The organism is Bacillus sp. FSL K6-3154, assembly GCF_040869395.1.
GTDB lineage: Bacteria > Bacillota > Bacilli > Bacillales > Bacillaceae > Bacillus > Bacillus safensis.
The window spans coordinates 3,294,866-3,310,376 of record NZ_CP152033.1; the positions used below are offsets into that span (position 1 = coordinate 3,294,866).

15 protein-coding genes are annotated in these 15,511 nt (G+C 40.9%); all 15 read left to right on the top strand.

Annotated features, from left to right (window positions below; all coding sequences use genetic code 11):
- The first annotated feature begins 18 nt into the window (after nt 1-18).
- The 15 genes from ylqF (at nt 19) to flgC (ending at nt 15,507) form a co-directional block, all read left to right on the top strand.
- Complete coding sequence (gene ylqF, locus MHH61_RS17025; RefSeq protein WP_024424188.1) at nt 19-867, top strand: ribosome biogenesis GTPase YlqF; 849 nt, start codon at nt 19-21, stop codon at nt 865-867.
- Nucleotides 868-943: 76 nt separating this feature from the next.
- The gene (locus MHH61_RS17030) at nt 944-1,708 is read left to right on the top strand and encodes a ribonuclease HII (RefSeq protein ID WP_024426970.1); all 765 of its coding nucleotides are present in this window, start codon (nt 944-946) and stop codon (nt 1,706-1,708) included.
- 26 nt (nt 1,709-1,734) lie between these two features.
- Nucleotides 1,735-3,462: a glycosyltransferase gene (locus tag MHH61_RS17035; RefSeq protein ID WP_125586804.1), complete on the top strand. Its 1,728-nt coding sequence runs from the start codon at nt 1,735-1,737 to the stop codon at nt 3,460-3,462.
- On the top strand, nt 3,459-3,734 hold the full coding sequence (locus tag MHH61_RS17040) for a FlhB-like flagellar biosynthesis protein (protein WP_003211418.1): 276 nt from the start codon (nt 3,459-3,461) through the stop codon (nt 3,732-3,734). Before MHH61_RS17035 ends, MHH61_RS17040 begins: the two co-directional genes overlap by 4 nt.
- A 176-nt stretch (nt 3,735-3,910) precedes the next feature.
- On the top strand, nt 3,911-5,071 hold the full coding sequence (sucC, locus tag MHH61_RS17045; RefSeq protein WP_024426972.1) for an ADP-forming succinate--CoA ligase subunit beta: 1,161 nt from the start codon (nt 3,911-3,913) through the stop codon (nt 5,069-5,071).
- A 22-nt stretch (nt 5,072-5,093) separates the two neighbouring features.
- Nucleotides 5,094-5,996, top strand: a complete 903-nt coding sequence (gene sucD / locus MHH61_RS17050) for a succinate--CoA ligase subunit alpha (protein WP_007499624.1) — start codon at nt 5,094-5,096, stop codon at nt 5,994-5,996.
- A gap of 63 nt (nt 5,997-6,059) precedes the next feature.
- Nucleotides 6,060-6,962 (top strand): DNA-processing protein DprA, encoded by a 903-nt coding sequence (gene dprA, locus MHH61_RS17055; protein WP_125586802.1) that lies wholly within the window; start codon nt 6,060-6,062, stop codon nt 6,960-6,962.
- A 193-nt stretch (nt 6,963-7,155) separates the two neighbouring features.
- The gene (topA, locus tag MHH61_RS17060) at nt 7,156-9,231 is read left to right on the top strand and encodes a type I DNA topoisomerase (RefSeq protein ID WP_024424184.1); all 2,076 of its coding nucleotides are present in this window, start codon (nt 7,156-7,158) and stop codon (nt 9,229-9,231) included.
- Between the two features lie 70 nt (nt 9,232-9,301).
- Nucleotides 9,302-10,606, top strand: a complete 1,305-nt coding sequence (gene trmFO / locus MHH61_RS17065) for an FADH(2)-oxidizing methylenetetrahydrofolate--tRNA-(uracil(54)-C(5))-methyltransferase TrmFO (RefSeq protein WP_125586800.1) — start codon at nt 9,302-9,304, stop codon at nt 10,604-10,606.
- 62 nt (nt 10,607-10,668) lie between these two features.
- A complete protein-coding gene (gene xerC / locus MHH61_RS17070) occupies nt 10,669-11,586 on the top strand; it encodes a tyrosine recombinase XerC (RefSeq protein WP_024424182.1) in 918 nt (305 codons plus the stop codon).
- Between the two features lie 14 nt (nt 11,587-11,600).
- Nucleotides 11,601-12,146, top strand: coding sequence for an ATP-dependent protease subunit HslV (gene hslV, locus MHH61_RS17075; protein WP_024424181.1), 546 nt, complete (start codon nt 11,601-11,603; stop codon nt 12,144-12,146).
- A 16-nt stretch (nt 12,147-12,162) separates the two neighbouring features.
- Complete coding sequence (gene hslU / locus MHH61_RS17080; RefSeq protein WP_024424180.1) at nt 12,163-13,563, top strand: HslU--HslV peptidase ATPase subunit; 1,401 nt, start codon at nt 12,163-12,165, stop codon at nt 13,561-13,563.
- 34 nt (nt 13,564-13,597) lie between these two features.
- Complete coding sequence (gene codY, locus MHH61_RS17085; RefSeq protein ID WP_007499612.1) at nt 13,598-14,377, top strand: GTP-sensing pleiotropic transcriptional regulator CodY; 780 nt, start codon at nt 13,598-13,600, stop codon at nt 14,375-14,377.
- A 288-nt stretch (nt 14,378-14,665) separates the two neighbouring features.
- Complete coding sequence (gene flgB, locus MHH61_RS17090) at nt 14,666-15,055, top strand: flagellar basal body rod protein FlgB (RefSeq protein WP_206427965.1); 390 nt, start codon at nt 14,666-14,668, stop codon at nt 15,053-15,055.
- Nucleotides 15,055-15,507 carry a flagellar basal body rod protein FlgC gene (gene flgC, locus MHH61_RS17095; RefSeq protein ID WP_024424179.1) on the top strand — a complete coding sequence of 151 codons (453 nt, stop codon included), beginning with the start codon at nt 15,055-15,057 and terminating at the stop codon, nt 15,505-15,507. The genes flgB and flgC overlap by 1 nt, the downstream gene beginning before the upstream one ends.
- Nucleotides 15,508-15,511 lie beyond the last annotated feature (4 nt).

A 15,511-nucleotide genomic window follows, 5' to 3' on the forward strand; every position in this document is an offset into this window, starting at 1 on the left:
AAGAAAGAAGGTGCACATATGACGATTCAATGGTTTCCAGGCCATATGGCAAAAGCAAGACGTGAAGTCACAGAAAAATTAAAGCTCATCGACATCGTATTTGAATTAACCGATGCAAGAATTCCGATGTCCTCTAGAAACCCAATGATCGAAGAAATCCTTCAAAACAAACCCAAAATCATGCTCTTAAACAAAGCAGATAAAGCAGATCCTCGTATGACAAAGGAGTGGCAGGCGCATTTTGAGCAGCAAGGCGTTCGGTCACTTGCCATTAACTCTGTTGATGGACAAGGGTTAAATCAGATCATCACGACTTCAAAAGAAATTTTAAAAGAAAAATTCGACCGCATGAAAGCAAAAGGTGTCAAACCACGTGCCATTCGAGCACTGATTATCGGGATTCCCAACGTCGGCAAATCGACCTTAATCAATCGTTTAGCAAAAAAGAACATTGCCAAAACAGGAGACCGGCCTGGGATTACGACATCACAGCAATGGGTAAAGGTAGGGAAAGAACTAGAACTGCTCGATACCCCTGGAATCCTCTGGCCGAAGTTTGAAGATGAGCAAGTAGGACTCAGACTTGCGGTGACTGGAGCGATCAAAGATTCGATCATCAATTTACAGGATGTCGCTGTGTATGCCCTTCGTTTTCTAGAAGAGAACTACCCAGAGCGATTAAAAAAACGCTATGACCTAGCGGAGATACCTGAAGATACGGTTGAGCTGTTTGATGCAATTGGCACTAAGCGCGGCTGTCTAATGAGCGGGGGATTCATAAACTATGACAAAACCACCGAAATCATTATTCGGGATATTCGAACAGAAAAATTTGGTCCCCTCACTTTTGAGAAGCCTGAAAGCTAAAAGACACGCAGCTCATGCGGGTCTTTATTTTTTGCGAAAAACTGCCGATATAAAGAAGGAGGCTGCGAAAAAGCCTATGTACACGGTGAAACAAATAAAAGAACTTATAGAAAAGCATGCAGGAGACGAGTCCTACATTCGCGAGCTTGTGAAAGATGATACGAGAAAAAGTGTCCAAAAACTGATAGAAAAGTGGCACAAAGAGAGAGAAAAGCAGCAAGCACTTCGCGCGGCATGGGATGACATGCTGCAATTTGAAAACAAAGCAAAGGCGCAGGGATACACATGTATTGCTGGAATAGATGAAGCAGGAAGAGGACCGCTTGCCGGCCCAGTTGTGGCAGCAGCCGTTATATTAAAGGAAAATACCGTCCTGCTCGGTTTAAACGACTCAAAGCAATTATCTGAGAAAAAAAGATTGGCTTATTATGATTTAATTCAAAAAGAAGCACTTGATATCGGAATCGGCATTGTTGATGCGGCTACGATTGATGAAATCAATATTTATGAAGCATCAAGACTGGCGATGGTAAGAGCTGTAGAGCAGTTAACTCATACACCTGATTATCTACTCATAGATGCCATGACACTCCCGCTTTCTACTCACCAAGAGAAGATCATCAAAGGAGATGCAAAAAGTGCATCCATTGCAGCAGGTGCATGTATTGCGAAGGTGACAAGGGATCAGATGATGGAAGAGTACGGGCGTAAGTATCCTGAGTATCAATTTGAAAAACATAAAGGGTACGGAACGAAAGAGCACCTGGCTGCGATTCAAACACATGGTGCTACCCCCATCCACCGGTTATCGTTTGCGCCAGTGAAATCTGTTATATCATAAATTTTAATCTAAGGAGGCTGCCTGTGATGACAAGAGTTGAGGACATACATACAGCACTGAATAGCCGGCTGAATACGGCCGAATCGGTTCCATTAAACACCGAAGGGAAGGATAATGTTCATCGGCTGATTCTCGGTAAAGTACTAAAAATGCTTGGAGATGATACAGCCCTTGTTCAAATAGGTTCAACGAAAATAAAAGCACAGCTGGCGGCTCAGCTTAAAGCAGACGCATTTTATTGGTTCCAATTTGAACAAGAGGGTGGAGGCAGCCTCAATAAACTAAGACCCGTTCAGCAATTTGATCAAGATCCTAAGACATTAAAGGATGCAGCAGCCAAACTATTAGAAGGTCTCTCACTGAAAAATGGGCTTGAAAACATGCTGACAGCTACAGCTTTTTTAAAGGAAAAGTCCGTCATCAACGAAGGAGAGTTAAAAACGGCAGTGAAGTGGATCGAACAGCTTCAAGGAGCTGATGTGAAGAAAGGGCTCCAGTCACTTCTTTTTGCTTTAAAGAAAGATTTACCGATCCAGCAAGGGGTGCTTCAATCTATTTTAGCCGTAAAATCACCCTCTGCCCTTCATCAGGATATAACAGCGCTATTAAATCAATTAACACAGCTTCCGAAGCACACAGATGCCACACAGACCCTTATACAAGCCGTTCGGTCAGTTGTAGATGCAGAGACAGCCGTCCATTCAGAAAAGCTCTTATCGGTCCTTCTAGCAGCGAGAGAAGGCGAGGCGAAGCAAGGCGGCAGTTCACCAGTAACGACTCAGCTCAATCCTTCTCAGCAAAAAGAAAATAGCCATGCCGCAATCGTTCAAGAGCGTCAGCCGTCCCAAGTTCCTCAGACAAACGTGCAGCAGTCAACAAGTCCAAAAGAAGAGCTGCAAATCCCGCCTCAGCAAATTGAGCGGATACTGGCAAGTTTGATGAAACAAGGTGCAGACGGGCAGCAAGAACCTAACTTAAAACAGCTCACAGCATTGCTGCACGGGCTCCATCAGCCTGACGCAAAAGCAGCTGTGCTTCAAAAAGAGTTTCCCTTCCTGTCAAAAGCAGAGGCAAAAGCTTTGGCCCAGGTAGTGCAGCAGACAGAACCAACATTAAGTAATAAAACCGATGTGCTCGATTTACTTATGACGATGAAAAAGGCAATAGGTGTACGTGATGAAATTGGTATGCTGAAACTGCTTGAAAAAGGCAGCCAGGATGTCAAAAGTCAGGAGCTGCACCAATTAAAGCTCACCTTAAATGATGTGAGACAGGCGGATTTACCAGAGCCCGTTAAAAAAGAAGTGGATCAATTGTTTCATAGATTGAATGGGCAGTTATTTGTGCAGCAGGAGAACCAAACCGTCAGTCAAATGATGATTTCCTATCCGCTTTTCTCAAAACATAGTGTTCAAGATTTAACCTTTATTCTAAAAGGACATAAGAAAAAGGATGGCTCTATTGATATTTCTCAGTGCCGCCTCATGTTTTATTTAAACATGGAAAACCTTGAAGAAACCTTGATAGACTGTACGATTCAGCAAAAGGTCATGTCCATTACAGTCGAGACAGCCCATGAACTGCAAGGCACCATTAATCCAATGATTCCGGCTGTTCGAGAGAATTTAAATGCGCTAGGATACAGTTTAACGGGAATTACAGCAAAAAAGAGACAAGAGCCAGTAGATCCGTCTCAATTTCTAGATGAACACTTTCATAAAATCAGCGAGAAAGGGCTGGACTTACGAGTATGAAGGATTCAAAACCGCTTAGAAGAGCGGTCGCTCTGCATTACGATGAAGAAAAACAAAAAGCGCCAAAAGTCGTTGCAACAGGCAGCGGCTATGTGGCAGATCATATTATTGAAGAAGCAAAAAAGTCGGGAGTCCCAATCCAGGAAGACCGTAATTTAGTCGAACTCATGCGCCACTTAACATTAGATGAGGAGATCCCTGAAGCGTTATACGATACTGTAGCAGAAATTTTTTCGTTTATCTACAGGTTAGATCAAAAAATGAAAAAATAAGGTAAAATAAATGATTTGGCTGAAAAATTTATATTTTTAATAAAATAAAAGTTTGAATGTTTAGAAGGATTTTACGATTTTACATAGAACCCTAGACATTCTCTTTTTTATTCTTTAAAATGAAAGCGCAGTCTATTTTATAATTTTTGTTTCTACATATGTTGGGAGGATGGGAAATGAATATCCATGAGTACCAAGGAAAAGAAATCCTAAGAAAATATGGGGTTTCAGTTCCAAATGGTAAAGTAGCATTTACACCTGATGAAGCAGTGAAAGCATCAGAAGAGCTAGGGAGCTCTGTATATGTCGTAAAAGCACAGATTCATGCAGGCGGCCGTGGTAAAGCAGGCGGGGTAAAAATTGCAAAAACGAAAGATGAAGTGAAAGGGTTTGCAGAGGAATTGCTCGGCAAGACACTTGTCACACATCAAACAGGGCCTGAAGGGCGCGAGATAAAACGCTTACTTATTGAAGAAGGCTGCGATATTCAAAAGGAATACTATGTTGGACTAGTTTTGGACAGAGCGACATCAAGAATTGTATTGATGGCATCTGAAGAAGGCGGTACTGAAATTGAAGAAGTAGCAGAAAAAACGCCAGAAAAAATCGTCAAAGTGGTCATCGATCCAGCAATTGGTCTGCAAGGCTATCAGGCGAGAGAAGTGGCATTTAAAATTAATATTCCAACAAAATTAGTTGGCCAAGCTGTTAAGTTTATGACAAGCCTTTACAATGCGTTTATTGAAAAAGATTGTTCAATTGCTGAGATTAATCCACTTGTTGTAACAGGCGATGGAAAAGTCATGGCACTTGATGCAAAATTAAACTTTGATAGCAATGCCTTATATAGACAAAAAGATATATTAGAATACCGTGACCTTGATGAAGAGGATCCAAAAGAAATTGAAGCATCTAAATATGACTTAAGCTACATTTCTTTAGATGGAAATATTGGCTGTATGGTCAATGGAGCAGGTCTTGCGATGTCTACAATGGATATCATCAAGCATTACGGCGGGGACCCTGCAAACTTCCTAGATGTTGGCGGCGGTGCAACAGCTGAAAAAGTAACGGAAGCATTTAAAATCATTTTATCTGATCAAAATGTCAAAGGGATTTTCGTGAACATTTTTGGCGGCATCATGAAATGTGATGTGATTGCAGAAGGTGTTGTTGAAGCGACGAAACAAGTCGGCTTAACATTACCACTTGTTGTACGTCTTGAAGGAACAAACGTTGAATTAGGGAAGAAAATCCTGAGTGATTCAGGCTTAAATATCACTTCTGCTGAGTCTATGGCTGACGGGGCAGAAAAGATTGTATCTTTAGTCAAGTAGAGCAGAAAGGCAGGGAACCTAAATGAGTGTATTTATTAATAAAAATACGAGAGTAATTGTTCAGGGGATTACCGGTTCAACCGCATTGTTCCATACAAAACAAATGATTGAGTACGGAACAAATATTGTTGGTGGTGTCACACCTGGAAAAGGTGGAACTGAAGTAGAAGGAGTTCCTGTATTTAATACTGTATCTGAAGCAGTTCAGACTACTGGAGCGAACGCTTCTGTTATCTATGTACCAGCACCATTTGCGGCAGATGCCATTTTAGAGGCTGTTGACGCAGAAGTCGATCTCGTCATTTGTATCACAGAACATATTCCAGTGCTTGACATGGTCAAAGTGAAACGTTATATGGAAGGGAAAAAGACAAGACTAGTTGGACCAAACTGCCCAGGTGTCATCACACCTGAAGAATGTAAAATTGGTATCATGCCTGGCTACATTCATAAAAAAGGTCATGTGGGTGTTGTTTCTCGTTCTGGAACGCTTACATATGAAGCGGTACATCAGCTTTCAGAAGCTGGCGTTGGTCAATCGACAGCTGTAGGAATCGGGGGGGACCCGGTAAATGGGACAAACTTTATTGATGTTTTAAAAGCATTCAATGAAGACCCTGAAACACATGCTGTAATAATGATCGGTGAAATCGGCGGTACGGCTGAAGAAGAAGCAGCTGAATGGGTAAAAGCAAATATGACAAAACCAGTCGTTGGCTTTATTGGCGGTAAAACGGCGCCTCCAGGAAAACGTATGGGACATGCTGGTGCCATTATTTCTGGTGGTAAAGGAACAGCTGATGAAAAAGTAAAAACAATGCGTGAATGTGGAATTGAAGTGGCAGAAACACCATCTGTCATGGGAGAAACATTGATTAAAGTATTAAAAGAGAAGAATCTCTTCGAAGCTTGTAAAACGCATTAATGACACAAGAAGACTTGTTCTTTGACAAGTCTTCTTCTTTCTATCTTAAACTGGAGGAATGGTATGTACAACGTGTCCGAAAGAATGATTTTTCACCGCTTAAAAGGCCTCATCTCACCCTCATTATTAACAAAATGGTGGAAAGTCGATCCTGAACTATATATAAATGAAGAAACACACCATTTTAAACAGGATCGAGCATTACAAACGATCGACTTTACCCGCTTAAAACAAGCTGAAGAAAATGAATTCCCCATGTTTCAACACATCGTTCAAGCCTATTTAAAGCAAAACATTCACATGATTCCCATCACATCACCCTTATATCCCAGCACACTAAAAAATATTTATGATCCTCCCCCTGTGTTATTCCTAAAAGGAAACGTATCATATTTAAATGAAGAAAAAAGTTTAGGTGTAGTCGGCACGCGAGTTCCATCGACTTATGGAGAAGCATGTGTGAAGAAAATTGTTGGTGAGCTTGTCAAGGAAGAGTGGATGATTGTCAGTGGTTTAGCTAAAGGAATCGATGGACTGGCACATAAAGAGTGCATCAGGAAAAAAGGGAAAACAATCGGCATTATAGCAGGCGGCTTTCAGCATGTATACCCAAAAGAACATGCGCAAATGGCTCAATACATGGGTGAACATCATTTGCTTTTGTCAGAGCACCCGCCTTATGTCAAACCAGAAAAGTGGCATTTTCCAATGAGAAATCGTTTAATTAGTGCATTGACGAAAGGGACCATCGTGATTCAGTGCAAAGAAAAGAGCGGTTCTCTTATTACAGCCTATCAAGCGCTTGAGCAAGGCAAAGAAGTATTTGCGGTTGCTGGATCCATCTTTGATTCTAATTCCACAGGTCCGGCAAGACTCATTCAGCAGGGGGCAAAGCTTGTTCATTCCACAAAGGATATTTTAGAGGAATTCTCCTTCCACAGCGTTCAATATACTGAACTCTCATAAAAATATCGTTTGACAAAAGACATCGGAATATTTAATAATAGTGAGGATTTAAGTTTACACTTTGTTTTTCGTGTTTATAATGATGTTCATCATAAAGAATTTTTAATGATTGCCTGTTAGATAGGTGCAATTAACATAAATATGAATTGTGAAATGTATAAAGAGAGAACACCTCTTAAGGGGGATTTTGAGTATGGCTGATTATTTAGTCATCGTTGAGTCGCCAGCAAAGGCGAAAACGATTGAGCGTTATTTAGGAAAAAAGTATAAAGTAAAAGCTTCAATGGGGCACGTAAGGGATTTACCGAAAAGTCAGCTCGGTGTTGACACTGAGCATGACTTTGAACCGAGATATATTACGATTCGCGGGAAAGGCCCAGTTTTAAAAGAATTAAAAACAGCAGCGAAAAAAGCAAAGAAAGTCTATCTCGCAGCTGACCCCGATAGAGAGGGAGAAGCGATTGCTTGGCATTTAGCACACAGCCTTGACCTTGACCTCTCTTCTGACTGCCGCGTTGTTTTTAACGAGATTACAAAGGATGCGATTAAAGATTCCTTTAAGCATCCACGTATGATCAATATGGACTTAGTTGATGCACAGCAGGCAAGACGGATCTTAGATCGTCTCGTTGGGTATAAAATCAGTCCGATTTTATGGAAGAAAGTGAAAAAAGGCTTAAGTGCCGGACGTGTTCAATCTGTTGCACTCCGCCTGATTATTGATCGCGAGAATGAAATTAATGAATTTAAACCAGAAGAATACTGGACAATTGACGGTACATTCCTAAAAGGAAAAGAAAGCTTCGAAGCGAGTTTCTTTGGCCTCAATGGCAAAAAACATCCATTGAAAACAAAAGAAGATGTAAAAGAAATCCTTTCGAAATTAAAGGGAAGCAAATTCTCTGTAGAGAAAGTAACGAAAAAAGAGCGTAAACGTAATCCAGCTGTTCCGTTTACGACTTCTACTTTACAGCAGGAGGCTGCAAGAAAATTAAACTTCCGTGCGAAAAAGACAATGATGATTGCACAGCAATTATATGAAGGAATTGATCTTGGTAAAGAAGGTACAGTCGGTCTCATTACATATATGAGAACGGACTCAACACGTATTTCCAATACAGCGATTGAAGAAGTATCTGCCTTCATTGATCAGACGTACGGCAAGAATTTCTTAAACACAACAAAACGAACAGCTAAAAAGAATGAAAATGCACAAGATGCTCACGAAGCCATTCGCCCGACTTCGACGTTAAGAAAACCGGCAGATGTCAAGCACGTGCTAAGCCGCGATCAGCTTCGTCTATACAAATTGATTTGGGAACGATTCGTGGCCAGCCAAATGGCTCCGGCTGTTCTTGATACAATGAGTGTGGACCTTGATCATAACGGTCTTACTTTCCGTGCGAATGGCAGTAAAGTAAAATTCCCTGGGTTTATGAAGGTTTATGTGGAAGGAAAGGACGACCAGCTAGAGGAAAAGGACAAAATGCTTCCTGATCTGAAAGAAGGGGACACAGTTCTTTCAAAAGACATCGAACCTGAGCAGCACTTCACACAGCCGCCTCCGCGTTACACTGAGGCGAGATTGGTCAAAACACTTGAAGAGCTCGGTATAGGCCGTCCATCTACGTATGCACCAACATTAGATACAATTCAAAAGCGCGGCTATGTCGCACTTGATAATAAACGATTTACTCCAACAGAGCTTGGAGAGATTGTACTCAACTTAATCATTGAATTCTTCCCTGAAATCATTAACGTTGAATTTACAGCGAAAATGGAAAAGGAACTTGATAGTGTTGAAGAAGGTACGATCGAATGGGTTCGTATTATCGACAGCTTCTATCAAGACTTTGCAAAACGGGTAGAAAAAGCTGAAGCAGAGATGCAAGAAGTTGAGATTGAGCCGGAATACGCAGGTGTTGATTGTGAAGAGTGCGGACATCCGATGGTGTACAAAATGGGTAGATACGGCAAGTTCATGGCGTGCTCTAACTTTCCTGACTGCCGCAACACAAAACCAATTGTCAAAGATATCGGGGTCAAATGCCCGTCATGTCATGAAGGAAACATTGTTGAACGAAAATCGAAAAAACGCCGCATTTTTTACGGCTGTGATCGTTTTCCAGAGTGTGAATTCGTCTCTTGGGACAAACCAATTGAAAGAAAGTGTCCAAAATGCGAAAATATGCTTGTAGAGAAAAAGCTGAAAAAAGGTGTTCAAGTTCAATGTGTCAACTGTGATTATAAAGAGGAACAACAAAAATAGCGGTGAGCAGCCTTGTTCACCTGCTTTTTTATGTCATCAAACAGACCTTACGAAATAGGAGAGTTGTACAATGAGTCAATTTGTAAATGTGATCGGAGCCGGTTTAGCTGGAAGTGAAGCAGCATGGCAAATCGCTAAACGAGGGATTAAAGTCAATTTATATGAAATGAGACCTGTGAAACAAACGCCGGCTCACCACACAGATAAATTTGCGGAGCTTGTATGCAGCAACTCACTGCGTGCGAATGCTTTAACGAATGCAGTAGGTGTATTAAAGGAAGAAATGCGTCATTTAGATTCAGCCATTATCGCAGCAGCAGATGAAAGCTCAGTTCCTGCTGGCGGCGCGCTTGCAGTAGACCGTCATGAATTTGCAGCAAACGTGACAGACCGCGTGAAAAATCATCCGAATGTTACTGTCTTTCAAGAAGAAGTGCAAAGCATACCAGAAGGTCCGACAATTATCGCGACTGGCCCGCTGACATCAGAAGCACTTTCAAAAGAATTAAAATCGTTAACAGGAGAAGAATATCTCTATTTCTACGATGCAGCGGCACCTATTCTAGAGAAAGACAGCATTGATATGGATAAGGTGTACTTGAAATCACGCTATGACAAAGGAGAAGCCGCTTATTTAAACTGTCCAATGACAGAAGAAGAATTCGATCGTTTTTATGAGGCACTCATTTCTGCTGAAACTGTGCCATTAAAAGAATTTGAAAAAGAAATCTTCTTTGAAGGCTGTATGCCAATTGAAGTCATGGCGAAAAGAGGAAAGAAAACGATGCTGTTTGGTCCGATGAAGCCAGTAGGACTGGAAGATCCGAAAACAGGAAAAAGACCTTACGCTGTTGTTCAATTAAGACAGGATGATGCAGCAGGTACTTTATATAACATCGTTGGCTTCCAGACACATCTGAAGTGGGGCGATCAAAAGGAAGTATTCCGTTTGATTCCAGGCCTAGAAGAAGCAGAAATTGTTCGTTACGGCGTGATGCACCGTAATACATTTATTAACTCGCCAAGCCTTTTAAGACCGACTTATCAGTTTAAAAATAGAGATGACCTATTCTTTGCCGGACAAATGACAGGCGTTGAAGGGTATGTCGAGTCCGCAGCGTCCGGACTTGTGGCTGGAATTAACGCCGCTCTTTTTGTCAAAGGAGAAGAGCTTGTGACACTTCCTGAGGAGACGGCGATTGGCAGTATGGCTCACTACATCACATCGACAAACAAGAAAAGCTTCCAGCCGATGAATGCGAATTTTGGTTTGCTGAAAGATCTAGGTGTTCGAATTAAGAACAAACAAGAACGTTATGCAGAGTACGCTAAGCGCGCAATCGAAACTATTCAAACTATTTCGAAATCTCTGTAGTAAAACATTGCACGGAAAGCAAGATATGTGATACCATTTAAAAGCCTTAAAGAGGTGTAAAAATGACGAATAAACAGCGTCTTGTCCACTTATTCATTGAATATCTGCAAATTGAAAAAAACTATTCAGCTTTAACGATCTCAGGATATACAGAAGCCATTGAAGAGTTTGTCAGATTTATGAACATTCAAGGAATAGACGGTTTTGAAGAGGTATCCTATCAAGATACGAGAATTTATTTAACAGAAGCTTATGAAAAAGGCCTGACAAGAAGAACGATTAGTAAGAAAGTCTCTGCGCTTCGCAGCTTTTATAAATTTTTATTAAGAGAACAGCTTGTGAAAGAAAATCCTTTTTTACTCGTTAGCTTACCAAAGCAGGATAAGCGGATTCCTTCATTTTTGTATGAAGAGGAGCTAAAAGAGCTTTTTACAGTTTCTGATGTCAGCACACCGCTTGGGCAAAGAAATCAAGCCATTTTAGAACTTCTTTATGCAACAGGTATGAGGGTCAGTGAGTTATGTTCATTAAAAGAATCTGATCTTGATTTATCGATGGATACAGTGCTTGTTCATGGGAAAGGCAGCAAGCAGCGGTATGTTCCTTTCGGGTCATATGCTCATGAAGCGCTCATTACTTATTTAGAGGATGGAAGGCAGAAGCTGAAATCTAAAGGGAAAGACCGCGCTGATACTCATGTGTTTTTGAATCAGCGCGGGACGCCTCTTACAGACCGAGGTGTACGATTCATTCTCACTGAATTAATGAAAAAGGCGTCAGGTACATTACATATCCATCCTCACATGTTAAGGCACACCTTTGCCACGCATCTCTTAAACGAGGGGGCGGATTTGAGAAGTGTTCAAGAACTTCTCGGTCATTCAAATTTATCATCTACACAGGTGTACACGCATGTATCAAAAGATTCTTTAAGAAACACGTACATGTCTCATCACCCAAGGGCTTTTAAACGATCCTAAAAGGAGGTTTTTTCATGTCATCATTTCATGCAACAACCATCTTTGCCGTTCAGCATAAAGGAAAAAGTGCAATGGCTGGCGACGGTCAAGTCACTTTCGGGCAGGCTGTCGTGATGAAACACACAGCAAAAAAAGTGCGCCGTCTTTTCGGAGGCAAGGTGCTTGCAGGTTTTGCAGGTTCAGTAGCCGATGCTTTTACACTCTTTGAAAAGTTTGAAACAAAGCTTGAAGAATATGGTGGTAATTTAAAGCGGGCAGCCGTAGAACTAGCGAAGGAATGGCGAAGTGACAAGATGCTAAGACAGCTTGAGGCCATGCTCATCGTCATGAACAAAGAAAGCATCCTGCTTGTCTCTGGAACAGGAGAGGTCATCGAACCAGATGATGGGATTTTGGCCATTGGCTCAGGCGGCAACTATGCGCTTAGCGCCGGGAGAGCACTCAAAACCCATGCAGGTGATCATCTCTCAGCGAGAGAAATTGCAAAGGCCGCTCTTGAAACGGCCGGAGAAATCTGTGTCTACACGAACGATCAAATCACTTTAGAAGAGCTTGAATAGAAAGGACATGAGACGTATGGAGAAAAAGCCGTTCACCCCAAGAGAGATAGTTGAAAAGCTTGATCAATACATCATTGGTCAGCTTGATGCGAAAAAAGCAGTGGCGGTGGCTTTAAGAAACCGTTACAGAAGAAGTCTTTTGCATGATAAGCTAAAGGATGAAGTCGTTCCTAAAAACATTTTAATGATCGGTCCAACAGGTGTGGGGAAAACAGAAATTGCCCGCAGAATTGCTCGAATTTCTGGTGCGCCTTTTATTAAAGTGGAAGCGACGAAATTTACTGAAGTGGGTTATGTCGGCCGTGACGTAGAGTCCATGGTGAGAGATTTAGTTGAAACAGCGATTAGACTCGTCAAAGAAGAAAAGATGAAAGATGTTCAAGAGGAAGCAGAAAAACAAGCAAATAAACGTCTTGTTCATTTACTTGTTCCTGGCAAGAAAAAAAGCCAGTCTGTGAAAAATCCGTTTGAGATGCTGTTTGGCGGTTCTGATGAAGATGACCGTGATCGAGATCATTCAAATGAAGAAGTGGAACTCGAATCGACAAGAAAGCGAATCGCTCATCAGCTGGCGATGGGAGAACTTGAAGATCATTACGTTACGATTGAAGTAGAAGAACAGCAGCCTTCCATGTTTGATATGCTTCAAGGCTCGGGTATGGAGCAAATGGGTATGAACATGCAGGATGCGCTCGGCAATCTCATGCCTAAAAAGAAAAAACGCAGAAAGCTGACTGTCAGAGAAGCAAGAAAGGCGTTAACGGCTGAGGAAGCTTCAAAACTGATTGATATGGATGAAGTCAGTCAGGAAGCGGTCTACAAAGCAGAGCAGCAAGGAATTATTTTTATCGATGAAATCGACAAAATCGCCAAAAGCGGTGGTGCATCATCTGCAGATGTTTCTCGTGAAGGGGTTCAGCGTGATATTTTACCGATTGTAGAAGGTTCAACTGTGATGACGAAATATGGTGCCGTTAAAACTGATCATGTGCTGTTTGTTGCAGCAGGTGCATTTCATATGGCAAAACCATCAGATTTGATTCCAGAACTTCAGGGACGCTTCCCAATCCGTGTAGAATTAGATAAATTAAGTATAGAAGACTTTGTGAAAATCTTAACGGAACCAGATAATGCATTATTAAAGCAATATAAAGCTTTACTTGAAACAGAAGGTATATCTCTTGAATTTTCTGACGATGCTATTCATAAGATTGCCGAAGTGGCTTATCATGTCAATCAGGAGACAGATAACATCGGTGCAAGAAGGCTTCATACCATACTTGAGAAGCTGCTTGAAGAGCTTTCATTTGAGGCGCCTGATATTACGATGGAGACAGTGACCATTACACCTCAGTATGTCGAAGAGAAGCTAGGAAAGATTGCAAATAACAAAGATTTAAGTCAATTTATACTTTAACAAATGAATAAAGTAATCTAGGAGGATCATTATTATGGCGTTACTACAAAAAACAAGGATTATTAACTCAATGCTGCAAGATGCAGCGGGGAAACCAGTTAATTTCAAAGAAATGGCAGAAACACTGAGAGATGTCATTGATTCAAACATTTTCGTATTAAGCAGAAGGGGAAAGCTTCTTGGCTACTCCATTAATCAACAGATCGAAAATGCACGTATGAAAAAAATGCTTGAAGATCGTCAGTTCCCTGAAGAATATACAAAGAGTCTATTCAATGTCCCTGAAACGTCTTCAAACCTTGATATTAACAGTGAATATACAGCTTTTCCGATTGAAAACCGGGACTTATTCCAATCAGGTTTAACAACAATTGTTCCAATTATCGGCGGAGGAGATCGTTTAGGTACGTTAATCCTGTCCCGCTTACAAGATACATTCACAGATGATGATTTAATTCTTGCTGAATACGGGGCAACAGTTGTTGGAATGGAGATTCTTCGCGAGAAAGCAGAGGAAATCGAAGAAGAAGCAAGAAGTAAAGCGGTTGTTCAAATGGCGATTAGCTCTCTTTCCTACAGTGAGCTTGAAGCGATTGAGCACATTTTTGAAGAGCTGGATGGAAACGAAGGTCTTCTCGTTGCAAGTAAAATTGCAGACCGTGTAGGGATCACGCGCTCAGTGATCGTAAACGCCTTACGTAAGTTAGAAAGTGCAGGCGTGATTGAATCTCGTTCTCTTGGAATGAAGGGAACGTACATCAAAGTGTTAAACAACAAATTTTTAATTGAACTCGAAAATTTAAAATCTCATTAATCAAAAACCCTTTTTGGCCGAAATAAATGCTGAAAAGGGTTTTTTTATGTGAAAAAATGAGGATTTGTCCGAAAAATGTCACTCTTTTTTCCAAGAAACCCCTTACAAATCTGTAGTGCTTTGAATCTAGGCCTTTATACCTATTCGTAAAATAGATATATATTACGAGTTTTTTTTACATATACATCATAGACTTTAATCCTATTATTTCTTACAATGAACATATGGTTTTACAAATCTCGACATGATTAAATGGAATGAAATACATATGATTGGAGGTATATGGTTTTGGATATATTTTCTGGAACGATAAGCAACCTTGAGAATGCCTTGGGCAGAGCGAATGTTAAGCAAAAAGTCATAAGCAATAATATCGCAAATATAGACACACCGAACTACAAGTCGAAAAACGTCGCATTCCATGACATGCTAAATGATGCGTCAATCAAATTAGATGCTAAAAAAACATACCAAGGTCACATTGATTTTTCAAAAACAAGGTCTAATTATTCAGTTGTTTCGAGCAACCGTACTTCTTATCAAGAAAACGGAAATAATGTCGATATTGATCAAGAGATGAGTGAACTCGCTAAAAACCAAATTCAGTATAATGCGCTGGTGGAAAGAATGAGCGGGAAATTCAATTCTCTTAAAACAGTTTTGACAGGAGGTAAGTGATGTCGATTTTTTCAGGAGTGAACGCTTCGGCCTCAGCATTAACGGCACAGAGGCTCAGAATGGACGTTGTATCCTCAAACCTTGCAAATATGGATACAACAAGAGCTAAACAGGTTGATGGCAACTGGGAGCCTTATAGACGTAAGCTTGTCACATTACAGCCGTCAGGTGAATCGTTTTCATCTATATTGAACTCAAGTATGAATTCGAGCGGCAAATTAGGAAACGGCGTCAAAGTAACAAAGATTACTGAAGACGAAACTCCATTCAACCTTCAATATGATCCTACAAATCCCGATGCCAATGAAAATGGATATGTTCAAACACCAAATGTCGATCCATTAAAAGAAATGGTCGACCTCATCAGCAGCTCAAGATCATATGAAGCAAACGTGACTGCTCTAAATGCGAATAAAAGCATGCTGATGAAAGCTTTAGAAATAGGAAAGTAAGGTG